Source organism: Georgenia soli (assembly GCF_002563695.1).
GTDB lineage: Bacteria > Actinomycetota > Actinomycetes > Actinomycetales > Actinomycetaceae > Georgenia > Georgenia soli.
The window spans coordinates 739,818-762,584 of sequence record NZ_PDJI01000004.1; the positions used below are offsets into that span (position 1 = coordinate 739,818).

The 22,767-nt window shown below is 74.0% G+C and carries 24 protein-coding genes; 1 reads left to right on the forward strand and 23 read right to left on the reverse strand.

The genetic code is table 11. From position 1 onward, the window contains the following. Nucleotides 1–10 precede the first annotated feature (10 nt). The 4 genes from frr to rpsB all read right to left on the reverse strand — a co-directional run bounded on the left by frr (nucleotide 11) and on the right by rpsB (nucleotide 3,302). Entirely contained in the window at nucleotides 11–568 is a 558-nt protein-coding gene (gene frr, locus ATJ97_RS04725; RefSeq protein WP_098482749.1) for a ribosome recycling factor, read from the reverse strand. After that, entirely contained in the window at nucleotides 565–1,317 is a 753-nt protein-coding gene (gene pyrH / locus ATJ97_RS04730) for a UMP kinase (protein ID WP_098482750.1), read from the reverse strand. Before pyrH ends, frr begins: the two co-directional genes overlap by 4 nt. A 113-nt stretch (nucleotides 1,318–1,430) precedes the next feature. Next, on the reverse strand, nucleotides 1,431–2,270 hold the full coding sequence (tsf, locus tag ATJ97_RS04735; protein ID WP_098482751.1) for a translation elongation factor Ts: 840 nt from the start codon (nucleotides 2,268–2,270) through the stop codon (nucleotides 1,431–1,433). A gap of 30 nt (nucleotides 2,271–2,300) precedes the next feature. After that, nucleotides 2,301–3,302: a 30S ribosomal protein S2 gene (gene rpsB / locus ATJ97_RS04740; RefSeq protein ID WP_098482752.1), complete on the reverse strand. Its 1,002-nt coding sequence runs from the start codon at nucleotides 3,300–3,302 to the stop codon at nucleotides 2,301–2,303. A gap of 445 nt (nucleotides 3,303–3,747) precedes the next feature. Here rpsB and ATJ97_RS04745 point away from each other — a divergent pair, with 445 nt between their 5' ends. Then, complete coding sequence (locus ATJ97_RS04745) at nucleotides 3,748–4,536, forward strand: M23 family metallopeptidase (RefSeq protein ID WP_098482753.1); 789 nt, start codon at nucleotides 3,748–3,750, stop codon at nucleotides 4,534–4,536. 13 nt (nucleotides 4,537–4,549) lie between these two features. Here ATJ97_RS04745 and ATJ97_RS04750 read toward each other — a convergent pair whose 3' ends face one another. The 19 genes from ATJ97_RS04750 to ATJ97_RS04840 form a co-directional block, all read right to left on the reverse strand. Further along, on the reverse strand, nucleotides 4,550–5,452 hold the full coding sequence (locus ATJ97_RS04750) for a tyrosine recombinase XerC (protein WP_170037120.1): 903 nt from the start codon (nucleotides 5,450–5,452) through the stop codon (nucleotides 4,550–4,552). Nucleotides 5,453–5,575: 123 nt separating this feature from the next. After that, the gene (dprA, locus tag ATJ97_RS04755; RefSeq protein ID WP_098482755.1) at nucleotides 5,576–6,712 is read right to left on the reverse strand and encodes a DNA-processing protein DprA; all 1,137 of its coding nucleotides are present in this window, start codon (nucleotides 6,710–6,712) and stop codon (nucleotides 5,576–5,578) included. Beyond that, on the reverse strand, nucleotides 6,705–8,252 hold the full coding sequence (locus ATJ97_RS04760) for a YifB family Mg chelatase-like AAA ATPase (RefSeq protein WP_098482756.1): 1,548 nt from the start codon (nucleotides 8,250–8,252) through the stop codon (nucleotides 6,705–6,707). The genes dprA and ATJ97_RS04760 overlap by 8 nt, the downstream gene beginning before the upstream one ends. 1 nt (nucleotide 8,253) lies before the next feature. After that, entirely contained in the window at nucleotides 8,254–8,613 is a 360-nt protein-coding gene (locus ATJ97_RS04765) for a YraN family protein (protein ID WP_098485235.1), read from the reverse strand. A gap of 108 nt (nucleotides 8,614–8,721) precedes the next feature. Further along, nucleotides 8,722–9,024 carry a DUF2469 domain-containing protein gene (locus tag ATJ97_RS04770; protein ID WP_098482757.1) on the reverse strand — a complete coding sequence of 101 codons (303 nt, stop codon included), beginning with the start codon at nucleotides 9,022–9,024 and terminating at the stop codon, nucleotides 8,722–8,724. Nucleotides 9,025–9,031: 7 nt separating this feature from the next. Next, a complete protein-coding gene (locus ATJ97_RS04775; protein WP_245862138.1) occupies nucleotides 9,032–9,880 on the reverse strand; it encodes a ribonuclease HII in 849 nt (282 codons plus the stop codon). Beyond that, nucleotides 9,877–10,689: a signal peptidase I gene (gene lepB, locus ATJ97_RS04780; protein ID WP_245862140.1), complete on the reverse strand. Its 813-nt coding sequence runs from the start codon at nucleotides 10,687–10,689 to the stop codon at nucleotides 9,877–9,879. The genes ATJ97_RS04775 and lepB overlap by 4 nt, the downstream gene beginning before the upstream one ends. Nucleotides 10,690–10,817: 128 nt before the next feature. Beyond that, on the reverse strand, nucleotides 10,818–11,174 hold the full coding sequence (rplS, locus tag ATJ97_RS04785) for a 50S ribosomal protein L19 (protein ID WP_098482758.1): 357 nt from the start codon (nucleotides 11,172–11,174) through the stop codon (nucleotides 10,818–10,820). A gap of 177 nt (nucleotides 11,175–11,351) precedes the next feature. Then, on the reverse strand, nucleotides 11,352–12,734 hold the full coding sequence (gene trmD, locus ATJ97_RS20800; protein ID WP_098482759.1) for a tRNA (guanosine(37)-N1)-methyltransferase TrmD: 1,383 nt from the start codon (nucleotides 12,732–12,734) through the stop codon (nucleotides 11,352–11,354). A gap of 1 nt (nucleotide 12,735) precedes the next feature. Beyond that, entirely contained in the window at nucleotides 12,736–13,320 is a 585-nt protein-coding gene (gene rimM / locus ATJ97_RS04795; RefSeq protein ID WP_098482760.1) for a ribosome maturation factor RimM, read from the reverse strand. Nucleotides 13,321–13,407: 87 nt separating this feature from the next. Further along, nucleotides 13,408–13,647: an RNA-binding protein gene (locus ATJ97_RS04800; RefSeq protein WP_098482761.1), complete on the reverse strand. Its 240-nt coding sequence runs from the start codon at nucleotides 13,645–13,647 to the stop codon at nucleotides 13,408–13,410. 5 nt (nucleotides 13,648–13,652) lie between these two features. Next, the gene (rpsP, locus tag ATJ97_RS04805) at nucleotides 13,653–14,099 is read right to left on the reverse strand and encodes a 30S ribosomal protein S16 (RefSeq protein WP_098482762.1); all 447 of its coding nucleotides are present in this window, start codon (nucleotides 14,097–14,099) and stop codon (nucleotides 13,653–13,655) included. A 393-nt stretch (nucleotides 14,100–14,492) separates the two neighbouring features. Beyond that, nucleotides 14,493–15,587: an amidohydrolase family protein gene (locus tag ATJ97_RS04810; RefSeq protein WP_098482763.1), complete on the reverse strand. Its 1,095-nt coding sequence runs from the start codon at nucleotides 15,585–15,587 to the stop codon at nucleotides 14,493–14,495. A 136-nt stretch (nucleotides 15,588–15,723) separates the two neighbouring features. Beyond that, entirely contained in the window at nucleotides 15,724–17,283 is a 1,560-nt protein-coding gene (gene ffh, locus ATJ97_RS04815; protein WP_098482764.1) for a signal recognition particle protein, read from the reverse strand. Nucleotides 17,284–17,321: 38 nt separating this feature from the next. Then, on the reverse strand, nucleotides 17,322–19,136 hold the full coding sequence (locus ATJ97_RS04820) for a [protein-PII] uridylyltransferase family protein (protein WP_098482765.1): 1,815 nt from the start codon (nucleotides 19,134–19,136) through the stop codon (nucleotides 17,322–17,324). A gap of 1 nt (nucleotide 19,137) precedes the next feature. Next, entirely contained in the window at nucleotides 19,138–19,476 is a 339-nt protein-coding gene (locus ATJ97_RS04825; RefSeq protein ID WP_098482766.1) for a P-II family nitrogen regulator, read from the reverse strand. Beyond that, complete coding sequence (locus ATJ97_RS04830; RefSeq protein ID WP_098482767.1) at nucleotides 19,473–20,792, reverse strand: ammonium transporter; 1,320 nt, start codon at nucleotides 20,790–20,792, stop codon at nucleotides 19,473–19,475. Before ATJ97_RS04830 ends, ATJ97_RS04825 begins: the two co-directional genes overlap by 4 nt. Nucleotides 20,793–21,174: 382 nt before the next feature. Continuing rightward, nucleotides 21,175–22,353 (reverse strand): signal recognition particle-docking protein FtsY, encoded by a 1,179-nt coding sequence (ftsY, locus tag ATJ97_RS04835; RefSeq protein WP_098482768.1) that lies wholly within the window; start codon nucleotides 22,351–22,353, stop codon nucleotides 21,175–21,177. 43 nt (nucleotides 22,354–22,396) lie between these two features. Further along, a complete protein-coding gene (locus ATJ97_RS04840) occupies nucleotides 22,397–22,708 on the reverse strand; it encodes a hypothetical protein (RefSeq protein WP_098482769.1) in 312 nt (103 codons plus the stop codon). Nucleotides 22,709–22,767: the final 59 nt, after the last annotated feature.

A 22,767-nucleotide genomic window follows, 5' to 3' on the forward strand; every position in this document is an offset into this window, starting at 1 on the left:
TCAGACGGCCTCAGACCTCGAGGAGCTCGCGCTCCTTGCCCTCCAGCACCGTGTCGACGATCTCGACGTGCTTCTTGGTCAGCACCTCGAGCTCCTTCTCGGCGCGGTCGACCTCGTCCTCGCCCGCCTCGCCGTCCTTCTTGATGCGGTCCAGCTGCTCCTTGGTCTTGCGCCGGATGGCCCGGATGGAGATGCGCGCGTCCTCGCCCTTGGTCTTGGCGAGCTTGACGTAGTCGCGGCGACGCTCCTCCGTCAGGGCGGGCAGCACCACCCGGATGACGTTGCCGTCGTCGGTGGGGTTCACGCCCAGGTCCGACTCGCGCAGCGCCTTGACGATCGCGCTGGAGGCAGACCGGTCGTACGGGGCGATCAGCACCGTGCGCGCCTCGGGGATCGTCAGGGACCCCAGCTGCTGCAGCGGCGTCGGCGCGCCGTAGTAGTCGACGAGGATGCTGTTGAACATGCCGGCGTTGGCACGGCCGCTGCGGATGTGGCTGAGCTCCTCGCGCGCCACCTCCACGGCCTTGTCCATCTTCTCCTCGGCCTCGAGCAGGGCGTCGTCGATCACGGCGTCACTCCTTGGTGTTGTAGGTTCGCGGTCACGAGCGTTCCGATCTTCTCACCACGCAGGGCGCGGGTGACGTTGCCGGGCTCGCCCATGCCGAACACGCGCATCGTGAGGTTGTTCTCCATGCACAGGCTGAAGGCCGCGGCGTCCACGACGCGCAGGCCGTCGCGGATCGCGTCCTCGTAGGTGAGGTGGTCGAGCTTCTGCGCCGACGGGTCCGTGCGCGGGTCCGCGGTGTAGACGCCGTCGACCCCGTTCTTGCCCACCAGGACCTCGTCGCAGTGGGTCTCCAGGGCGCGCTGGGCGGCGACGGTGTCCGTGGAGAAGAACGGCATGCCGGCGCCTGCGCCGAACACGACAACGCGCCCCTTCTCCAGGTGGCGGATCGCCCGCAGCGGGATGTACGGCTCGGCCACCTGCCCCATCGTGATGGCGGTCTGCACGCGCGTGCGCACGCCGGCCTGCTCGAGGAAGTCCTGCAGGGCCAGGGCGTTCATGACGGTGCCCAGCATGCCCATGTAGTCCGCGCGCGAGCGGTCGATCCCCCGCTGGGAGAGCTCCGCGCCGCGGAAGAAGTTGCCACCGCCGACGACGACGGCGACCTGGACGCCGTCCGCGACGGCCACGGCGATCTGGCGGGCGACACCGGAGACGACGTCCGGGTCCAGCCCGACGCTCCCGCCCCCGAACACCTCTCCGGAGAGCTTCAGGAGCACCCGGCGTGGGTGCGTGGTCTCGTCGTGCGTCATGTCAACCTCCTGCGGTGACGGTACTGGCCGTGGGTCGCGCGCCGCTCGCCGGACGCGCCCCGGTTGCACGGTGGCCCCGGTCCGTGATCCGGACCGGGGCCACCGGGGGTGCGTCAGTTGCCGACGCGGAAGCGGACGAAGCCGGTGAGGGTGCCACCGACCTCCTCGACGACCTTGCCGACCGTCTTCTTCGGGTCCTTGGCGAACGCCTGGTCGAGCAGCACGTTCTCCTTGAAGTACCCGTTCATGCGGCCCTCGACGATCTTCGGCAGAGCGGCCTCGGGCTTGCCCTCGTTGCGGGCGGTCTCCTCGGCGATGCGGCGCTCGTTCTCCACCGTCTCGGCGGGAACCTCGTCGCGGCTGAGGTACGCCGGGGAGTACGCGGCGATGTGCATCGCCACGTCGCGGGCCACCGCGGCGCCGGCCTCGTCCGAGGCGACGAGGACGCCCACCGACGGCGGGAGGTCCTTGGCGGTGCGGTGCAGGTACAGGGAGACCTTGTCGCCGCTGACACGGGCGACCCGGCGCACGACGATCTTCTCGCCGATGGTCGCGGCGATGCCGTCGACCTTGTCCGAGACGGTCTCGCCGTCGAGCTGGGCGGCGAGCAGCGAGTCGACGTCGGCGGCGCCGGTGGAGACCGCAGCCTTCAGGACGTCGTTCGCGAAGTCGATGAAGGACTGGTTCTTGGCGACGAAGTCGGTCTCGGAGTTCACCTCGACGATGACGCCGGTCTCGCCGGCGTCGCCCGGGACGACCTCGGCCGCGACCAGACCCTCGGCCACGGTGCGACCCTCACGCTTGGCCACGCCCTTCAGACCCTTGACGCGGATGATCTCCAGCGCCTTCTCCTGGTCGCCGTCGGACTCGTCGAGAGCCTTCTTGACGTCCAGCATGCCCGCGCCGGTCTTCTCGCGCAGAGCCTTGATGTCAGCGGCGGTGTAGTTCGCCATGGACGATCCTCTCCAGATCGGTGGTGGTGGTCAGGCCTGCTCGGACTCGGCGGCCTGGGCGTCCTGCGCGGCGGCGGCGTTGTCCGCGACCTGCGTGGTGTCCGGGCCGGCCACGTCGGTCACGGGCGCGCTCTCGTCCGCGGCCTCGGCGGCCTCGGCGACCTCCTCGGCGTCGTGCGTCGCGCCCGCGGTCTGCTGCGCGGCCTCGACGGCCTCGGCCGGGGCGTCGGCCGCGACGACGGACGCCTGGGTGCTCTGCTGGGCCTCGTGGGCCTCGAGCAGCTCGCGCTCCCACTCGGCGAGCGGCTCCTGGGCGGTGCCGGTCTCGGCGGTGCCGCCGCCGTGGCGGGTGACGAGGCCCTCGGCGGCCGCGTCGGCGATCACGCGGGTGAGCAGCGAGACGGCGCGGATGGCGTCGTCGTTGCCCGGGATGCGGTAGTCGACCTCGTCCGGGTCGCAGTTGGTGTCGAGGATGGCGACGACGGGGATGTTGAGCTTGCGGGCCTCGGCGACGGCGAGGTGCTCCTTCTTGGTGTCCACGATCCACACGGCCGAGGGGATCTTGGCCATGTCACGGATACCGCCGAGGGTGCGCTCGAGCTTCTCCTTCTCACGGCGCTGCATCAGCAGCTCCTTCTTGGTGAAGGCGGAGGAGGCGACGTCGTCGAAGTCGACCTGCTCGAGCTCCTTGAGGCGCTGCAGACGCTTGTGCACGGTGCCGAAGTTGGTCAGCATGCCGCCCAGCCAGCGCTGGTTGACGTAGGGCATGCCCACGCGCTGCGCCTGCTCGGCGATGGCCTCCTGGGCCTGCTTCTTCGTGCCGACGAAGAGGATGTTGCCGCCGTGGGCGACGGTCTCCTTGACGAACTCGTAGGCGCGGTCGATGTCCTTCAGCGACTGCTGGAGGTCGATGATGTAGATGCCGTTGCGCTCGGTGAAGATGAAGCGCTTCATCTTCGGGTTCCAACGGCGGGTCTGGTGCCCGAAGTGCACGCCGCTCTCGAGGAGCTGGCGCATGGTGACGACGGCCATGGCACGTCCTTTCCTGGCGCGGGCCGCATCGGCCCGCACACGTCCGGGCCCGGTCTGCCGGCAGTGCCGGCGTCCCCTGGCCCGTGTTTCCGGTTGTCGCTCGCGACCGGGTGGCCGCGGAGCCCTGGTGCCTGCGACGAGTGGGCGACCCGCAGGGCGGGACCGCTGCACCTCTCGCCTCGTCGACCTCGGTCCCGCCGGGCGGCGGGCTGGTGCGACGACGTGCGGGCACGCGATGTCAACCGACGGGTGCCGGTTGCGAGGACCATGCTAGCCGATGACCCGCCGGTCCCCGCACGGGCGCGGGTGCGGCAGCGGTCACGTCAGCGGCGGTCCCCGGCGATGCGGCGCGCGAGTTGTCCCCAGGTGGCCGAGCTGCCACGTCCTCCACAGGTGCCCCGGCTGTCGCGCGCACCGTGGCCGGCGCCCGGGCAGCGTGGCCGCCATGGCTGCCGCACCCGAGACAGACACCGTCCGTTCTGACCGCACTGAGCTCACGACCGCCCGTCCGGCGCCGCGCCCGTCCCGCGCTGCCCGCCCCGGGCGACGGGCCACGGGCCGTCGGCTCTCCGCGCAGAGACGGGGCGCGGCCGTCGTCCTCGGTCTCGTCTCCGCCCTCGCCCTTGCCACCGGCGTCCATGCGGCACCCGCACCGACGGGGGCCGTCGTCCCCAGCGCCGACGGCGGCCACCCGCCCGCGGCGAGCGGCGACGGCGGTGGCACGGCTTCCGGCGACGGGGCCGTCGGTGCCGCGGCCGTCTCCCCCTCGGCGGTGGACGCCGGCCGCTCCCCCGCCGGGTCCGGGTACGTCTGGCCCACCGGTGACCCGGCCGCCGTGGTCCGGGCCTTCGACGGCCCGCCGAGTCCCTGGGCCCGCGGCCACCGCGGGGTGGACCTCGAGCTCGCCGTGGGCGCCCCCGTGCTCGCGGCCGCCGACGGCGTGGTCGCCTTCGCCGGGACCGTGGTGGACCGGCCGGTGATCTCGATCGACCATGCCGACGGCGTCCGCACCACCTACGAGCCGGTGCGCCCGGCCGTGCGCGAGGGGCAGCGCGTCACCGCCGGCGAGACGATCGGGCACCTGGAGCCGGGCCACTGCCTGGTGCTCCAGCTGACCACCTGCCTGCACCTGGGGGCGCGCACCGGTCCGCGCGCGTACGTCGACCCGCTCCGCCTCCTCGGCGCCGACGTCGTCGTCCGGCTGCTGCCGGAGAACATGGACCTCGCCGGCTGAGACCCCCGCGCGCTCAGGCCCGGGGGTGCGCCTGCGTGTAGGCGGCGCGGAGGCGCTCCGGGGTCACGTGCGTGTAGCGCTGCGTCGTGGCGAGGGAGCTGTGCCCCAGGACCTCCTGGACCGTGCGGAGGTCGGAGCCGCCGGCGAGCAGGTGCGTGGCCGCGGTGTGCCGCAGGCCGTGGGGGGCGAGGTCGTGGACGCCGGCGACGGCGGTGAGCCGGTGCAGCACGCCGCGCAGGGTGCGCGGGTCGAGTCGGCCGCCACGGGCGCCCAGGAAGAGCGCGGGGCCGCTGGCGGGGTTGCCGAGCCTCGGCCGTCCCCGTTCCCGCCAGGCGGTGACGGCCCGCAGAGCCGGGAGCCCGAACGGGACCACCCGCTCCTTGTCGCCCTTGCCCCTCACGCGCACGGTGCGCTCGGCGTCGTCGAGGTCGTCGACGTCGATGCCGACCAGCTCGCTCACCCGGACGCCGGTGGCGTACAGCAGCTCGAGCGCGGCCCAGTCGCGCAGATGGACGGGGTCGTCGTCGCGTGCACGCTCCTCGGCCGTCCCGAGCAGGCCGGCCGCGTCCTCGACACCGAGCACCACCGGCAGGTGCCGGTCCGGGCGGGGGCTGCGCAGCCGGGCACCGACGTCGGTGCTGAGGTGTCCCGCGCGGGCCGCCCAGGTGCAGAAGGTCCGGACGGCGGCGACGCGGCGCGCGAGCGTCGAGCGTGACATGCCCCGGCGCTGCTGCCCGACGAGCCAGGACCGCAGGACGGTGAGGTCGAGGTCCGTGAGGGCCACGTCGTGCTGCTGCAGGTGGGCCAGGAGCGACGTGACGTCGCCGAGGTAGGCCCGCACCGTGTGCGGACTGAGGTTGCGCTGCAGACGCAGGTGCCGGCCGAACGCCTCGAGCACCGCCTCCGCCCCCTCCACGCTCCCCACCGTACGCTCGGGCGCCGGGGTTCCCGCGCAGCCCCGGGCCGGTGCGTCGCGCCGGCGACGCCGGGTTCGTCGCCACGGTGGTGCGGGGGTCGTCGTGACGGTGCCGCCCGGCCCTCACCGCGACCGGGCCCACGTGGACCCGGTGCGCCGCGCCCGTCCGGCGAGCTCGAGGTGCCCGAGGGCGGCGCGCACCTCCGTCGCCGGCAGGCCGGCCGCCCGGGCGACGTTGGTGACCGGCGCCGAGCCGCGCAGGGGGAGGGCGTCGAGCACCCGCCGGGCGGCCGGGTCGAGGTCGTCGAGCAGGCCGGCGGGGACCGGTCGGTCGTCGTCCGTCAGGTGCTCCCCGGCCACCCCGACGAGCTCGAGGACCTCCGCCGCCTCGGTGACGCACACGGCCCCCTGCTCGCGCATCAGCCGGTGGCACCCGGCCGAGGCCATGGACGTGACCGGCCCGGGCACCGCCCCCACCGGGCGCGAGAGCTGGGCGGCCCGCGACGCGGTGCTCAGCGCCCCGGAACGCCAGGCCGCCTCGACGACGACGGTCGCGGCCCCGAGGGCGGCGATCAGCCGGTTGCGGGCGAGGAAGCGGTTGCGGGAGGGCACGGACCCGGGCGGCACCTCCGAGACGACCGCGCCCGAGGTCGTCACCGCCTCCAGCAGCCTGGTGTTGCCGACCGGGTAGAGCCGGTCGACACCACCGGCGAGGACCGCGGTCGTGACCCCGTCCACGCCGAGGGTGCCCCGGTGCGCGGCGGCGTCGATCCCGTACGCGCCGCCGGAGACCACCGTCGTCCCCGCCTCGGCGAGCCCCACCGCCATGTCGGCGGCCACGTGCTCGCCGTAGGAGGTGCAGGCCCGCGCCCCGACGAGGGCGACCGCCCGGCCCTGGACGATCGCACCGCCACGGACCCACAGGGCGAGGGGCCGCTCGACGCCGAGGTCGTCGAGGGGCGTGGGCCAGTCGGGATCGCCGGGAAGAACGAGCCGCCCGCCCAGCCGGTCGAGCGTGTCGAGCTCACGCCGGATGTCCAGGTTCTCCAGGCGCGGCACCCACCCCGCGACGGCGCGCACCCAGGGCTCTCCGCCGGGGTCGACGCGACCGGCGGCCACGGCGGTCAGCCACCCCAGCGCCTCCGTCGCGCCGAGGTTGTCGACCAGCGCCCCGGCGTGCTGGTCCGGCGGCTCCGCGACACGGCTCCACGCGGCCGCCGCCAACCTCGGGTCGTCGACGTCGAAGGGCAGGTCAACCATCCGTTCCTCCTCGGGTACGCAGCGCCAGCGCGGTGCCGACGTCGGTGGTCGTGGGCCGGTCACGCCCGGCGAGATCGGCGAGGGTCCACGCGAGCCGCAGGACGCGGTCGAGCCCCCGCATGCTGAGCGCACCGCGGTCCATGGCCCGTTCGAGGGCCACGCGCACGTCGGCGGGCAGCTCCGCGTCCCCGCCGCGCAGCCACGCGCCGGGAACCTCCGCGTTGGTGCGCCACGGGGTCGCAGCGAGCCGCGCCCGCTGCCGGGCGCGCGCGCCGGCGACCCGGGCCGCGACCGTGGCGGAGTCCTCCGGCGGCGCCGCGAGCGCCAGCGACGCACGGGTGACGGGTGCGACGTCGACCTGGATGTCGATGCGGTCGAGCAACGGTCCGGAGAGGCGGCCGAGGTACCGGCGCCGCTCCACCGGGCTGCACGTGCACGAGAGACCCTTGCCGACCGCCTTGCCGCAGGGGCACGGGTTCGCGGCGAGCACCAGCTGGAACCTCGCCGGGTACCTCGCCGACCCCGCGGCGCGCTGCAGGACCAGCTCGCCGTGCTCCAGCGGCTGGCGCAGCGTCTGCAGCACCCGCGGGGAGAACTCCGGCGCCTCGTCCAGGAGCAGGACGCCGCGGTGCGCGCGTGTGGCGGCACCGGGGCGCGGGAAGCCGCTGCCCCCGCCGATGACGGCCGCGGGGGTCGCGGTGTGGTGCGGGTCCTCGAACGGCGGGCGCCGCAGCAGGCCGGCGGCGGGGTCGAGCGTGCCGGCCACGGAGTGCACGGCCGATACCTCGACGGCCTCCGCCTCCCCCAGGTCCGGCAGCAGCCCGGGAAGCCGGGCCGCGAGCATGGTCTTGCCCGTGCCGGGAGCACCGAGGAGGAACAGGTGGTGCCCGCCCGCGGCGGCGACCTCCAGCGCGAACCGGGCCTCGTCCTGGCCCTGCACGTCGGCGAGGTCAGGGTCCGGTGCCGCGCCCCCGGCCGGACCGGCCGGTGTCCTCTCGGCCGTCCGGCCGAGGTCCGGGAGCACCGCCTCGCCGCCGTAGTCCCTGACGACCTCGGCGAGGTGCGTGACCGGGCGGACCCGGGCGCCGGGCACGAGCGAGGCCTCGGCGGCGTTGGCCGCCGGCACCACGAACTCCGTCCGACCGGCCGCCACCGCGGCGACGACCGCCGGGAGGACGCCCCGCACCGGGTGGAGACGCCCGTCCAGGCCGAGCTCGCCCAGGTGGACGGTCCGGGCCGCCGCCTCCCGGCCCGGCAGCCCCGCGGCGACGAGGACCGCGACGGCGAGGGCCAGGTCCAGCCCGGTCCCGGACTTGGGCAGGGACGCCGGGGAGAGGTTGACCGTGGTGCGACGGGCAGGCCACGTCACCCCCGAGCTCGTCACCGCCGAGCGGACCCGTTCACGCGCCTCGTTCACGGCGGTGTCCGGCAGGCCGACGAGCGTGAACGCCGGCAGGCCGGAGCTCATGTGCGCCTCGACCTCGACGAGATGGCCCGTCAGCCCCAGCAGCGAGACGGTCCACGTCCGACCGAGGCCCACGTCAGCCCACCGCCCGCAGGTGCTGGACGTCGGGGCGGCCCGAGGACAGCAGGACCGCGACGACGTCGATACGGATGCCCCGCGCCCGCACCTCGTGCGCGCCCAGCCAGAGCCCCGCCAGGCGGCGCAGACGCGAGAGCTTGGCGCGCGTCACGGCCTCGGCGGGGTGCCCGTACCCGGTGCCCCTGCGGGTCTTGACCTCGACGAAGATCAGCTCGTCGGCGGCACGGTCGTGGCCGACGATGTCGATCTCGCCGTACCGGCAGCGCCAGTTGCGCTCGACGACCTCGATGCCGTGCTCGTCCAGGTACCGCGCGGCGACCTTCTCGCCGTACCTGCCCACCGCGTCCTTCGCCCTCACGTCGACCACCTCCGCCCGTACGCTCCCGCTGCGGGGCGGTGGGGCGGAGCTGGGGGACGGGCGGGTGTGGACGGCGTGGCAGGCGGCGGGCCTGTGGACGGTCCGCGGCTACGGCAGCTCGAGCTCCCGCTTCGCGAGCTCCTCGATGTTGACGTCCTTGAACGTCACGACGCGCACAGACTTCACGAAGCGGGCCGAGCGGTACACGTCCCAGACCCAGGCGTCGGTGAGGGTGAGCTCGAAGAAGACCTCCCCGCCGGCGGAGCGCACCTGCACGTCCACGTTGTTGGCGAGGTAGAAGCGCCGTTCCGTCTCGACGACGTAGCTGAACAGGCCCACCACGTCCCGGTACTCCCGGTACAGGTCCAGCTCGAGCTCGGTCTCGTAGTTCTCCAGATCCTCGGCACTCACGGGACCATCATGCCCCGCCCACGAGCACGCCCGCGCCCGCCACCTCGGACGCGTCGTGGTCCTCCGCCTCCTCCGGCGTCGCCACGAGCGGCCGGCCCTCGTCGTCGGCACCGACGCCCGCGCCCCCGACACCGGGCAGCCGCCACGACCGGCGGTGCAGCTCGCACGGGCCCTGCTCGGCCAGCGCCGCCACGTGCTCCGGCGAGCTGTACCCCTTGTTGCCGGCCCAGTGGTACTGCGGGTGGGAGTCGTGCAGCTCGACCATCAGGGAGTCGCGGGCAACCTTGGCGAGCACGCTGGCCGCCGCGACCACCGCGCAGCGGGCGTCCCCCTTGACCTGGGTACGGACCGGCGGGGTGAAGACCTCCTCGCCGGTGCCCGGGACGAGGACGGCGGGCGGCTCGGGGGCGAAGAGCTCGCCCTGCGCGGGCTCGCCGAGCCAGTCGTGGACCCCGTCCAGGATGATCAGCCCCGGCACGACGCCCACGCCGGCCAGCTCGGCGAGCGCGCGACGGCCCGCCAGGCGGAGGGCCGCGATGATCCCCAGGGCGTCGATCTCCGCGGCCGAGGCGTGCCCCACCGCGGAGGCCGTGGACCAGGCCCGCACCGGGGCGACGAGCTCCTCGCGAGCCTGGGGGGTGAGCAGCTTGGAGTCGGCCAGCCCGCGGGGCATCCGCCTCGACGTGGCGGCGCTGACGACGGCGACGCCCACGCTCACGGGCCCGGCCAGGGCCCCGCGGCCGACCTCGTCCATCCCGGCGACGAGGGCGCCGTCGCCGAGCTCGGCGAGGAGGGCGGTCTCGAGGACCCGGGTGGGCTTCGGCCGCCGGGTGCGGCGGGCGGGGGTGGTCGTCACGGCGAGGGCTCCGGGACGTGGGCGAACGTCTTCTCCGGATTGTCCAGCAGCGTGATCCGGTCCGCCGGCCACAGCACCACGAAGGCGCGTCCGACGATGTTCTTCACCGGCACGCTGCCCCCGCCCGGGTCTCCCAGGTGCGCCCGGGAGTCGGCCGAGTTGGAGCGGTTGTCGCCCATGAGCCACACGTGGTCCTCGGGCACGGTGACGGAGAACTCCATCTCGCTCGGCTCGGTGCCGGGCTTCAGGTAGGGCTCGTCGATGGGCTCGCCGTTGACCATGAGGCGTCCCTGGGCGTCGCAGCACTCGACGGTGTCGCCACCCGTCCCGATGATCCGCTTGATCAGGTGGTGGCCGGCGTCCTGCGGCAGCAGGCCGATCCAGGTGAGCACCTGGGTGGCCGTGCGCTGCCACGCTGGCCGGGTGTCCGGCGGCAGCTCGCCGAGCCAGTCGCCCGGGTCGACGAAGACGACGATGTCACCGCGGTCGAGCTCGAAGGGGCCGGGAGCGAGCTTGTTGACCATGACCCGGTCACCGAGCTCGAGCGTGTTCTCCATCGAGCCGGACGGGATGTAGAACGCCTGGGCGAGGAAGGTCTTGATGAGGACCGAGAGGATCAGTGCCGACACCATCACGGTGAGCGTCTCGCGGAACCACCCGCCCCGGCTGGTGGCCGTCCTGCCGCCGACCGACCCCTGCTGTGCGCGCTCGGGCCCCGGTGCGGACCTCGGCGGGTAGCTCGGCGGCATGGCCGCGGCCTCGTGGGCGTCGTCGCCCCGCGCACGCCCGTCGGTGCTGTCGGTGGTCAAACGATCCGCTCCCCTCTGGCACTGCTCTGCCAGGACGCTGCCGGCCCAGAGGGACCTGGGTCGACCTTACAAGGCCTGGACGTGCGAGTGCCCGGTACGCCTGGGGCGTACCGGGCACTCGGCGGAGGTCAGCGAGCGGTGGTCTCGCGCTTCTCCTTGATCTTGGCGGCCTTGCCGCGCAGGTTGCGCAGGTAGTACAGCTTCGCGCGGCGGACGTCACCGCGGGTGACGACCTGGATCGAGTCGATCGACGGCGAGTGGACCGGGAACGTACGCTCGACGCCGACGCCGAAGCTGACCTTGCGGATCTTGAAGGTCTCGCGGATGCCGTGGCCGGAGCGGGCGATCACCACGCCCTGGAAGACCTGGATACGGGAGCGGTTGCCCTCGACGATGTTGACGTTCACCTTGAGGGTGTCGCCGGCGCGGAAGGCGGGGATGTCGTCGCGCAGCGAGGCGCCGTCGACGATGTCCAGGGTCTGCATGGTGGTCTCTTCCCGCTCGTGCCACAGGTCACGCGCGATGGTCTGGGCAGCGCGGGCTGCCGTTCGGTCATCGGGTCGCCCTGGTCCGCGGGCCGTGTGGACCCCCTGTGGCAGGTCCGACGGCGCTGGTCTTCGGCGCAGGGCCGTCCTAGTCTGCCACAGCGCGCGGCGACGGGGCTAACGCGTCGCCGCCGGTGTCGGTGTGGTCTGCGGCACGTCGGCGAGCTCCACCGCCATGACGAGGTCTTCCTCGAGGCTCTCCCCCACCCGGAACCGGCGCGTGCCGAGGGTGACGAACCCGTGGCGTGCGTAGCTGCGTTGCGCCCGCCGGTTCGCCCGGTTCGTGCCCAGCCAGACCGCGGCGACCGGCTCGCCGTCGACCCGGTGGGCCGCGGCCGTGCGGAGCGTCGCCGTCAGGAGGGCGCCGGCCAGTCCCGAGCCCTGGAGGTCGGGCAGGACGTAGCACTTGCTCAGCTCGGCGGCGGGCCGCGCGGTGACCAGGGCGGCGACGTCGTCGGCGGACGGCGGCTCGTCAGAGGTCAGCGGCAGGACGAGGAGCGTGTAGCCCACCGGTGCGTCCGGGCCCTCGGCGACGACCACCCGGTAGCGCTCCTCGTCGGCGAGGTAGGCGGCGAAGTGCTCGGGGCCGAGGTGGGTGGCCACGAACTGGGCGACGTCGTCCTCGTCCAGGTGCGGCGGGCAGGCGAGCGGGAAGGTGACCGCCGCGAGCTCGGCGAGGGCGCCGGCGTCGTCCGGGCGGCCCGGGCGGACGTCCACGCGCACGGGACCGGTGGCCCCCGCGGGGACGAACCAGCCGTGGCGGGCGAGGACCGCACGGTCGTTCTTGTCGAGCTGCGCGGCGGGCAGCGCCGCCACCATGTCGGGGCGGCGCTGAACGGTCCGCTCGAGCGCCCGGTCCCGCCGCCAGCGGGCGATGTTGCCGTGGTGGCCCGAGAGGAGGATCTCGGGCACGTCGAGCCCCGCCCACGTCGGCGGCTTCGTGTAGACCGGGTACTCGAGCAGGCCGGCCGCGCCGTGCGACTCCTCCACGAGGGACTCGGGGTTGCCGACGACGCCGGGCAGCAGCCGCGCGACCGCCTCGACGACGACGAGGGCGGCCACCTCCCCGCCGTTGAGCACGTAGTCCCCCAGCGAGATCTCGCGGACCTCGACGCCGCCGGCGGCGTAGCGCTCGGCCACGCGGGCGTCGATGCCCTCGTAGCGCCCGCAGGCGAGCACGAGCTGGTCGTAGGTGGCGAGGTCCTCCACCGTGCGCTGGGTGAGGCGCTCGCCCGACGGCGTCGGCACGAGCAGCACCTGGCGCCCGGACGCGCCCTCGAGGACGTCGTCGAGGGCACGGCCCCACACGTCGGGGCGCATGACCATGCCGGCGCCGCCGCCGAACGGGGTGTCGTCGACGGTGCGGTGGCGGTCGCCGGTCCAGTCCCGCAGGTCGTGGACCCTCAGGTCGAGCAGCCCGTCGCGGCGTGCCTTGCCGACGAGCGAGAGGTCCAGCGCGTCGAGGTAGCCGGGAAAGATGCTGACGACGTCGATGCGCATCTCAGGCCCCGACGCCGGAGCCGGGGCGGCCCTCGGCCGCCGGCTCGTCGTCGTCGAGGCTCTCGTCCCACTCGGCGGGGTCGCCCGCGAAGATGCCGCGCGGCGGGTCCAGCGTCACGGTCCCCGCCGTGAGGTCGACGTCCGGGACCAGCTCCTCGACGAACGGCACGCGCGCCTGGGTGCCGCCCGGCTCGTCGACGACGAGGACGTCCTGGGCGGGCAGGTGCTCGAGCGCGGCGACCGTGCCGAGCTCGCGCCCGTCCACGTGGACGGCCCGCAGCCCGACGAGCTCGTGGGGGTACCAGCCCTCGTCGTCGTGCTCGTCCTCGTCGGACTCGACCACCAGGCGGATGCCCCGCAGCGACTCCGCGGCTGTGCGGTCGCGCGCCTCGGCGAACATGACGTAGACGGCGCCGTCGGGCGTCGTCCGGGTGCGGGTCACGGTGAGCGGGCCCGCGTCGGCGGGCTCGGTCTCCAGGACGTTGCCGGCGGCCAGCCGGCGGTCCGGGTCGTCGGTGCGCACGTCGAGGCGGACCTCGCCGCGCAGGCCGTGCGGAGCGCCGACGACGGCGACGGTCAGCAGCACGTGGATCTCCTCGTCTCATGGGGCTCACCGGCCCCGGGTGCACGCAGACCCGGTCCGCCGGGGCGGACCGGGTCTGGCTCGGCTGGCTCAGCGGCGGTCGGTGTCCACCACGTCGACCCGCACGGGGCCGGAGGTGGACAACGCACCGATCACGGTGCGCAGGGCCCGGGCGGTGCGCCCGGAGCGTCCGATCACACGGCCGAGGTCCTCGGGGTGCACGCGGACCTCGAGCAGCTCCCCGCGCCGCAGGGACCGGCTGCTCACCCGGACGTCGTCCGGGTGGTCGACGATGCCACGCACGAGGTGCTCGAGAGCGTCGGCCAGCACCTGGATCAGGCGTCCTCGGAGGGAGCGGACTCCTCCGCCGGCTCCTCGGACGGTGCCTCGGTGGCCTTGGCCTCGGCGGCCCGGGCCTTGCGCTTCTCGGCCTCGTCCTCGGCGGCCTTGACGGCGGCGGCGCGCGCCTCGGCGGCCGACTCGTCGGAGGAGTCCTTGGTGCGCAGGGTGCCCTCGGCGCCCTCGAGCCCCTTGGCCTTCTGCCAGTCACCGGTGACCTTGAGGAGCGCGGCGACCTGCTCGGTGGGCTGGGCGCCCACGGAGAGCCAGTACTGGGCCCGCTCGGAGTCGATGTCGATCAGCGACGGCTCCTCGGTGGGGTGGTACTTGCCGATCTCCTCGATCGCACGGCCGTCGCGGCGCTTGCGCGAGTCCATGACGACGACGCGGTAGTACGGCGCGTGGATCTTGCCCATGCGCTTGAGACGGATCTTGACTGCCACTAGGTGGTCACTCCTGGTTCGATGTGGGTGGACCGCGCGGGCTGCCGGTGGGATGCGGCGTTCCGTCTGGTCGCAGGACGCAGCGTCGTCCGGTGAGAGGGGCCGGGCGGGCTGAGTACAGCGGGTCATTCTGCCAGAACAGCGGACGTGCCCCCAACCCCTGGGAGCACCCGGCCCGACGTGCGCTTCGCCACTCCCCCGGCTCCCCCGCCCGGCCAGTCCGACACCGCCCCGGCTCCGCCGTCGGGCCCGTCCGCCACCGCCCCGTCGACTGGCCTGCTGATCTGGTCGTTCGTCACGACCACATCGGCAGTCTCACCCGCCGCGCTCGGTCGTCGCGCGGGTCAGTCACCGGTGTCGGTCCTCGCGGGTCACTCACCGGTCCAGGCGGCGTCAGTACCGCCGGCCGCGCAGGACGACTGCGGACGGCCGGGCGAGGACGTCGACGTCCTCCCGGGGATCGGCGTCGTAGACCACGACGTCGGCGCTCGCCCCCTCCTCGATCCCCGGTACCCCGAGGATCCTGCGCGCGCGCCAGCTCGCGAACCCGACGACGTCGGCGGCGGGGACGCCGGCGCGCGCGACCTCCGCGAGCTCGGCCGGCAGCGAGCCGTGGGCGATCGTGCCCCCCGCGTCCGACCCCATGAGCAACGGCACACCGGCCGCGTGCAGCGCCTGCACGTGCTCGTACCGGCGGGCGTGCATCCGACGCATGCGTTCGGCGTAGACCGGGTACTTCGCGCCCGCCTGGTCGGCGATGTCGGTGAACCTGCCCACCTGGAGGAGGGTCGGCGTGACGGGGATGTCGCGGCGGGCGGCCTCGGCGATGTGGTCGGCGTCCATCCCGGTGCCGTGCTCGATGCCGTCGACGCCGGCGTCGAGCAGCGGGTCGATCGCCTCGTGGGAGAAGGTGTGGGCGGTGACCCGCGCGCCGTTCTCGTGCGCGGCGGCGATCGCGTCCCTGAGCACGTCGGCGGGCCACAGCGGGGTGAGGTCGGCGTCTGCGCCGAGGGAGCGGTCGATCCAGTCAGCGACGATCTTGACCCAGCCGTCCCCGAAGCGCGCCTGGTCGGCGACGGCCTCCGGAAGCTGGGCGACGTCGTCGAGCTCGAGGCCGTAGTGGCGCAGGTAGCGACTGGGCCGCGCCAGGTGGTGGCCGGCCCGGATGAGCCGCGGCAGGTCGGCCCGCTCCTGCACCCACCGGTTGTCCATGGGAGAGCCGGCGTCGCGGACCAGCAGGGTGCCGGCGTCGCGGTCCGCCTTGCCCTGCAGGACGGCGTCCTCCTCGGTCACGACGCCGTCGGCACCGAGCCCGATGTGGCAGTGGACGTCCACCAGCCCGGGCAGCACCCACCCCGTCAGCTCGCGGGCGGGCCCGGCGCTGTCCGGCCGTCGCAGGCTGAGGCGCCCGTCGACGACCCAGGCCTCGTCCAGCTCGGTGTCGTCGTCGACGAGGATCGTGCCGGTCAGGTGGAGAACCTCGCTCATGGGCAGAAGGCTCTCACGCCGTCAGTGCTACAGAAACGGTGCAGTAGTCGCACCGTTCCTGCACCGTTGTGCACTCGGTCCGCCCGCCGGTCACCGGGTCACCGTGCCGCCATGTCACCGCGGCCGGGCCACCGGCTCAGCGCAGGAACTTCTGGAGCTCCTCGAGGTCGGGCATCTCCTGGTTCTGCGGCTGCTTGCCGAGACCGAACGCCGACCCCGACGGCGCGGAGGGCTGCTGGGCCGCGCGCTGGGCCGCCTCCAGCTCCTGCTGGCGGCGCTTCGCCGGGTTGCCGGACTTGCCCTTCTTGCCCTTCTTGGGCGGCGGGGCCATGCGGCCCTTCGACTTCTTGCCGCCGCCGGGCATCATGCCCATACCGGGCATGCCGCGGCCGCCGCTGCGGGCCATCTGCTTCATCATCGTCTTGGCCTGCTCGAACCGCTCCATGAGCGAGTTGACCTCGGCCACGGTGGTGCCGGAGCCCTTGGCGATGCGCAGCCGGCGGGAGCCGTTGAGGATCTTGGGGTTCGCACGCTCGGCCGGCGTCATGGAGTGCACGATCGCCTCGACGCGGTCGACCTCGCGCTCGTCGAAGTTCTCCAGCTGCTCACGCATCTGGCCCATGCCCGGCAGCATGCCGAGCATCTTCTTCATCGAGCCCATCTTCTTCAGCTGGGCGAGCTGGGCGAGGAAGTCCTGGAGGGTGAAGTCGCCGTCGCCGGCGAGCTTCGCGGCCATCTCCTCGGCCTGGGCGGCGTCGAAGGTCTTCTCGGCCTGCTCGATGAGCGTGAGGATGTCGCCCATGTCGAGGATGCGGGAGGCCATCCGGTCGGCGTGGAAGCGCTCGAAGTCGGTGAGCTTCTCGCCGGTGGAGGCGAAGAGCACCGGCTTGCCGGTGACCCCGCGCACCGACAGGGCCGCACCACCACGGGCGTCGCCGTCGAGCTTGGACAGCACGACACCGCTGAACCCGACGCCCTCGGCGAAGGCGTTCGCGGTGGTGACGGCGTCCTGACCGATCATCGCGTCGAGGACGAAGAGGATCTCGTCGGGATCGGTGGCGTCGCGGATGTCGACCGCCTGCTGCATCATCTCGGCGTCCACGCCGAGACGGCCGGCGGTGTCCACGACGACGACCGAGTACTGCTTCTCCCGCGCGTGCTCGACGCCGGAGCGCGCCACGGCCACCGGGTCGCCGACGCCGTTGCCCGGCTCGGGCGCCCACACCGGCACACCGGCCCGCTCGCCCACCACCTGCAGCTGGGTGACGGCGTTCGGGCGCTGCAGGTCCGAGGCCACGAGCAGCGGGGTGTGGCCCTGCTCCTTCAGCCACAGGCCGAGCTTGCCGGCGAGGGTCGTCTTACCAGCACCCTGCAGACCGGCGAGCATGATGACCGTCGGCGGGTGCTTGGCGAAGCGCAGGTCGCGGGCCTCGCCGCCGAGGATCTCGACGAGCTCGGCGTTGACGATCTTGATGACCTGCTGCGCGGGGTTCAGCGCGGCGGAGACCTCGGCGGACTTGGCCCGCTCGCGCACGTTCGCGGTGAAGGCGCGGACCACGGGGAGCGCGACGTCGGCCTCGAGCAGGGCGCGCCGGATCTCCGAGACGGTGGCGTCGATGTCGGCCTCGGAGAGACGGCCCTTCCCGCGCAGCTGCTTGAAGGAGGCGGTGAGCCGGTCGGACAGGTTGGCGAACAAGGCGTACCTCGTGGTTTTCGGGCGGACGTGGCTGACGATCAGGGTAACGCCCGGAGCCGCGCGCCAACCCGCTCCGTGAGCGTACTCACCAGCTCGGCCCGCCACGACGTCCACGCCTGGGGCCCCGCGGCACGGGCGTCGGCCTCGGTGAGCCGGTGCAGCAGGGCGAGCAGGTCCGGCCTGCGGTCGACGGCGCCGGCCACCTCCGCCAGCACCGCCGGGTCGGTGAGGTCACGGGTGGTCGCCACGGCCGGGAGGGTCAGGTGCTCGCGGACCAGGACGACGACGTCGTCCCGCGCCACCGGGGTGACGCCGAGCCTCCCGAGGATCTCCCGGGCGACGGCGGCACCCTCGGCCGCGTGGTCGCGGGAGCCCGCCGTCTTGCCGATGTCGTGCAGGAGCGCGGCGAGCAGGAGCACGCCCCCCGCCTCCGCGCCGGTCGCCGGGATCCCCGCGACCGTCTCGACGAGATGGCGGTCGACGGTGAACCGGTGCAGCGGGTTGCGCTGGGGCCGGTTGCGCACCGCGGCCCACTCGGGGAACCACGCGGTGACCACGCCCGCGAGGTCGAGCGCCTCCCACACGGGCACCTGCGCGCGGCCGGAGGCGAGCAGCTCCAGCAGCAGGTGCAGGGCCTCGGCGGGCCAGGGAGCGGGTGGGGCGACGGTGCGGCCGAGGGGGTCGAGCATCGACGGCGAGAGCGGCAGGCCGGTCCGCGCGGCGGCCGCGGCGGCGCGCAGGGCGAGCAGGGCGTCCGTGGCCGGGTCGGCCCCGCCGGCGAGCACGATCTCGCCCTCGTGCTCCACGAGGCCCTCCGCCACGACGGGCAGGCGCGGCGCCCTCGCCCGGCCACGGACCACCAGCGGGCGGACGATCCGCGGGCGACGGGCGTCGAGGTGCTGCCGCGCGCGGCGTGCCGTGGCGTCCAGGGCCGCCGAGACCACCCGGGCGGCGCCCGCCACGTGGGCGAGCAGCTGGTCGGCGGCGTCGGTGACGGCCCGCCCCGACGCCGTGGTGGCGACCACCTCGCGGTGCGGTGTCCCGGCGAACCCGCACCGGGACGCGACGTCGTCCTGCTCCGCGAGCACCAGCCGGGTGGTCCGGCGCCCGGTGGCGAGCGCCAGCGCGTCCCGGACGTCGAGGAGGTCGGCGTGCGCACGGTCCAGGTCGGGCCCGCCGCGCGGCCGGTCGCTCAGCCAGCTCGCCACGAGCGCACCGACGACGACGGCGTCACGCAGACCCCCGCGCGCCTCCTTCAGGTCCGGCTCGAGGAGGTAGGCCACCTCGCCGAACTTCTCGGCGCGGGCGGCGACCGAGTCCAGCAGCTCGGGCAGGCGCCGCCGCGCGCCGGAGCGCCAGTCGGCCAGGACCGCCTGCTGCGCACGCTCCCCCACCGCCGGGTCACCGGCGACGGTGCGCAGGTGCAGCAGCCCGACCGCGGCAGGCAGGTCCGCGGAGGCGACGCGCCGGCACTCCTCCAGCGTGCGCACGGAGTGGTCGAGGTCGAGCCGCGCGTCCCAGAGCGGGTACCACAGCGCGTCGGCGAGCCGGGCGACGTCCGCGGCCGGGCGCGTGCCGTCGTGGACGAGCAGGAGGTCGAGGTCGGCGACCGGTCCGCCGTCGCGGCGGCCGAGGCTGCCGACGGCGGTCAGCGCCACGCCGTGGCCGAGATCCTGCCCGGTCGTCGCGGCCGCGCGCTGCCACAGCTCGGTCAGCGCCTCGTCGGTGAGGTCGGCGAGCCGACGACGGTAGGCGGCTCCGGCGTCGGGCCCGGCGCCCGGCGCGGGGGGCGGGACGGCGAGACGGGCCCGGCGCAGGTCCACCAGCAGGGGCAGGTGCGCCGGGCCCGTCACGTCACAGGGCGTCGGCGCCGCGCTCGCCCGTGCGCACCCGGACGACGTCCTCGACCGGGACGGTCCAGACCTTGCCGTCACCGATCCGGCCCGACTGGGCCGCCCCGACCACCGCGTCCACCACCGCGTCGGCGTCGCCGTCGTCGACGACGACCTCCACCCGGACCTTCGGCACGAGCTCGATCGTGTACTCGGCCCCCCGGTAGACCTCCGTGTGCCCGTGCTGCCGGCCGTAGCCGCTCGCCTCGGACACGGTCATGCCGTGCACCCCGGTCGCCTCGAGGGCCTTCTTGACGTCGTCGAGCCGGTGGGGCTGGACGACCGCTGTCACGAGCTTCATGCGTGTGCCTCCGTCGTGGACCGCCGCACCGGTGCGGGTGCACCGGCGCCGGTGTCCGTGCTGAAACGTCCCACCCCGAGGGCCTCGTAGGCGGACTCACCGTGCTCGGCCTGGTCGATGCCGCTCACCTCCACATCTTCGCTCACGCGCCAGCCCATGGCGGCCTTCAACACGAACCCGATCGCGGCGGTGACGACGCCGGAGAACACCATGGCGGCGACGGCGATGATGACCTGGACCACGAGCTGGCTCGCGCCGCCGCCGTAGAGGAGGCCTGTCTCCGTGGCGAGGAAGCCGATGCCGACGGTCCCGACGAGGCCGCCGACGAGGTGGACGCCGACGACGTCGAGGGAGTCGTCGTAGCCGAGGCGGAACTTCAGGCCGACGGCGAGCGCGCAAAGCACCCCGGCGACCGCTCCAAGGGCGATCGACCCGACCGGGGACAGGGAGCCGGCGGCGGGCGTGATGGCGACCAGGCCCGCGACGGCGCCGGAGGCCGCACCCAGCGAGGTGGCGTGCCCGTCGCGGACCTTCTCCGTGGCCAGCCAGCCGAGGACAGCGGCGGCGGTGGCGGTCGTGGTGTTGACCCACGCGAGGCCGGCGGTGCCGTCGGCGGTGAAGGCGGAGCCGGCGTTGAAGCCGAACCAGCCGAACCACAGCAGGGCCGCACCGAGCATGGTCAGCGGCAGGCTGTGCGGCCTCATCGGCACGGTGCCGAACCCCTTGCGGCGGCCGATGATCAGCGCGAGGACGAGACCGGCGACACCGGCGTTGATGTGGACCACCGTGCCGCCCGCGAAGTCGATCGGCGCGGCGATCGAGGCGAAGGGCCCGTCGCCGCTGAGCAGCCCGCCGCCCCACACCATGTGGGCCATCGGGAAGTAGGACAGGGTCACCCACAGGGCGACGAAGACCATCCAGGTGGTGAACCGGGTGCGGTCGGCGACGGCGCCGGAGATGAGGGCGGTGGTGATGATCGCGAACGTCACCTGGAACGCGACGCCGACGACGACAGGCACGCCGTGGGCGTCCATGAGGTACCCGCCGTCGGCGCCGTAGATGGTGCCCGCGAGGCCGAAGTGCTGGAACGGGTTGCCGAAGATCCCGGCCACCGAGCTGCCGTAGGACATCGACCAGCCCCACAGCACGTACACCACGCCGATCACGGCCATCGCGCCGAAGGACATCATCATCATGTTCAGCACGGACTTCGACCGGGTCATGCCGCCGTAGAACAGCGCCACCCCGGGGGTCATGAGGAGCACGAGAGACGCTGATGTCAGCATCCAGGCGGTGGCTCCGGTGTCCAGCTCCATGGTTCCTCCCTCACCAGCTCGGTCGGCTGGTCCGGGACCACGGTCCTGCGGCGACGTTACGGCGGACGGCCCGTCGTGTTTCTGCCACGTGACAGATCTCGCCGCTGCGTGACGATCATGTTGCGAGACGTCGTTCGTTCCGTTCGAGCACGAGACGTCATCCGCTCCGTCGAGCACGAGACGTCATCTCCTCCCCGAGCACGAGACGTCATCTCCTCCGCCGAGCACGAGACGTCATCTCCTCCCTGAGTGGTCACGAACTCCTCGGGGTCGTGGAGGACCTGACCGGTCAGGGAGAAGATGACCACTCACGGAGAACTTGACCAGTCGCCGAGAACTTGACCGCTCGTGGAGGAGATGACCTCTCGCGCGCCCTTCGCGGTCAGGCGAGGAGCGCGTCGACGAACTCCTCGGGCTCGAAGGGCGCGAGGTCGTCCGGGCCCTCGCCGAGCCCGACGAACTTGACGGGCACCCCGAGCTCACGCTGGACGGCGACGACGATGCCGCCCTTCGCGGTGCCGTCGAGCTTGGTCAGGACGATGCCGGTGACGTCGACGACCTCAGCGAACACCTGGGCCTGGCGCATACCGTTCTGCCCGGTGGTGGCGTCGAGGACGAGAAGGACCTCGCGCACCGGCGCCTGCCGCGACATGACGCGCTTGATCTTGCCGAGCTCGTCCATGAGGCCGGCCTTGTTCTGCAACCGGCCGGCGGTGTCGACCATGACGACGTCGGCGCCGATCTCGCGGCCGTGCTTGACGGCGTCGAAGGCGACGGCGGCGGGGTCGGCGCCCTCGCGGTCGGAGCGGACGACCTCGACGCCGACGCGGGCGCCCCAGGTGCTCAGCTGGTCCGCGGCCGCGGCACGGAAGGTGTCGGCGGCGCCGAGCACGACGTCGTGGTCCTCCGCGACGAGGACGCGCGCCAGCTTGCCGACGGTGGTGGTCTTGCCGGTGCCGTTGACGCCGACGACCAGGACGGTGGCCGGGTGCGGCTCGCCGTCGTCACCGACGACGGGCCCAACGTGCAGCGTGCGGTCCATGGCGGGGTCGACGAGCTTGAGGAGCTCCTCGCGCAGCACGCCGCGCACGGTCTCCGGGTCCGTGGTGCCGAGCACCTTCGTCCGGGTGCGCAGCGTGTCCATGAGCTCGGTCGTCGGGCCGATGCCGACGTCGGCGAGGAGCAGCGTCTCCTCGATCTCCTCCCAGTCGCTCTCCGTCAGGTCGCCGCGGGAGAGGATCGACAGGAGGGTCTGCCCCACCCGGCCGGAGCCGGCGAGGCGCGCCCGCAGCCGCTGCATGCGCCCGGCGACCGGTTCGGGACGCTCGAGGGTGGGCGCCGGCGGCGTGGCCTCCTCCACGGGAGGTGCCGTGGCGGTGGCTGTGGCGGTGGCGCCCTCGGCCGGCGGCTGGTCGACCTCGTAGGGGCTGACGTCGACCGGTGGGAGGGTCGCCGACGGGCCGCGCCGGCGTCGGCCGCTGGTGAGCGAGACGGCGCCGACCACCAGGCCGACGAGGACGAGGGCGGCTACGACGATGAGGATCCAGGTCAGGTCGGTCACGACCCCAGTCTGGCCCACCGTCCCCGACCCCGGCGACCGTGGGTCAGCGTCGCGTCACGTTCCTCGCGTGCCCGCGGACCTCGTCCAGCCGGGCCACGAGCTCCTCCGGCCGCGCGTAGGCGGGCCGGTCCTCGGGGGCGCCGAGGCTGAAGATGTCCTCCACCGGCGTGTCGCGCACGTCCGACCGGCGCGGCCTCAGGTCCGCCCCCTTGAGCTCGTCCGAGCGCCACGCGGCCAGCGACTCCCGCAGCCAGGCGGACCAGCCGTTCTCGGGCCGGCGCCCGGCGAGCAGCGCGAGGAGCACCGCCAGCGCGCACAGGACCGAGACGAACCCTCCGACGAATGCTCCGGTCATATGTCCAGTATGCCGTCGTGGCAGTGGCCCGCCGCCCGAGGTCCTGCCTCTTGCTGCGC

Excerpts from the sequence above, each read along its gene's own strand:
- pyrH (WP_098482750.1), bottom strand. The coding sequence starts at position 1,317 with ATGACGCACGACGAGACCACGCACCCACGCCGGGTGCTCCTGAAGCTC.
- tsf (WP_098482751.1), bottom strand. The coding sequence starts at position 2,270 with ATGGCGAACTACACCGCCGCTGACATCAAGGCTCTGCGCGAGAAGACC.
- rpsB (WP_098482752.1), bottom strand. The coding sequence starts at position 3,302 with ATGGCCGTCGTCACCATGCGCCAGCTCCTCGAGAGCGGCGTGCACTTC.
- ATJ97_RS04745 (WP_098482753.1), top strand. The coding sequence starts at position 3,748 with ATGGCTGCCGCACCCGAGACAGACACCGTCCGTTCTGACCGCACTGAG.
- dprA (WP_098482755.1), bottom strand. The coding sequence starts at position 6,712 with ATGGTTGACCTGCCCTTCGACGTCGACGACCCGAGGTTGGCGGCGGCC.
- rplS (WP_098482758.1), bottom strand. The coding sequence starts at position 11,174 with ATGCAGACCCTGGACATCGTCGACGGCGCCTCGCTGCGCGACGACATC.
- trmD (WP_098482759.1), bottom strand. The coding sequence starts at position 12,734 with ATGCGCATCGACGTCGTCAGCATCTTTCCCGGCTACCTCGACGCGCTG.
- ATJ97_RS04810 (WP_098482763.1), bottom strand. The coding sequence starts at position 15,587 with ATGAGCGAGGTTCTCCACCTGACCGGCACGATCCTCGTCGACGACGAC.
- ATJ97_RS04825 (WP_098482766.1), bottom strand. The coding sequence starts at position 19,476 with ATGAAGCTCGTGACAGCGGTCGTCCAGCCCCACCGGCTCGACGACGTC.
- ATJ97_RS04830 (WP_098482767.1), bottom strand. The coding sequence starts at position 20,792 with ATGGAGCTGGACACCGGAGCCACCGCCTGGATGCTGACATCAGCGTCT.
- ATJ97_RS04840 (WP_098482769.1), bottom strand. The coding sequence starts at position 22,708 with ATGACCGGAGCATTCGTCGGAGGGTTCGTCTCGGTCCTGTGCGCGCTG.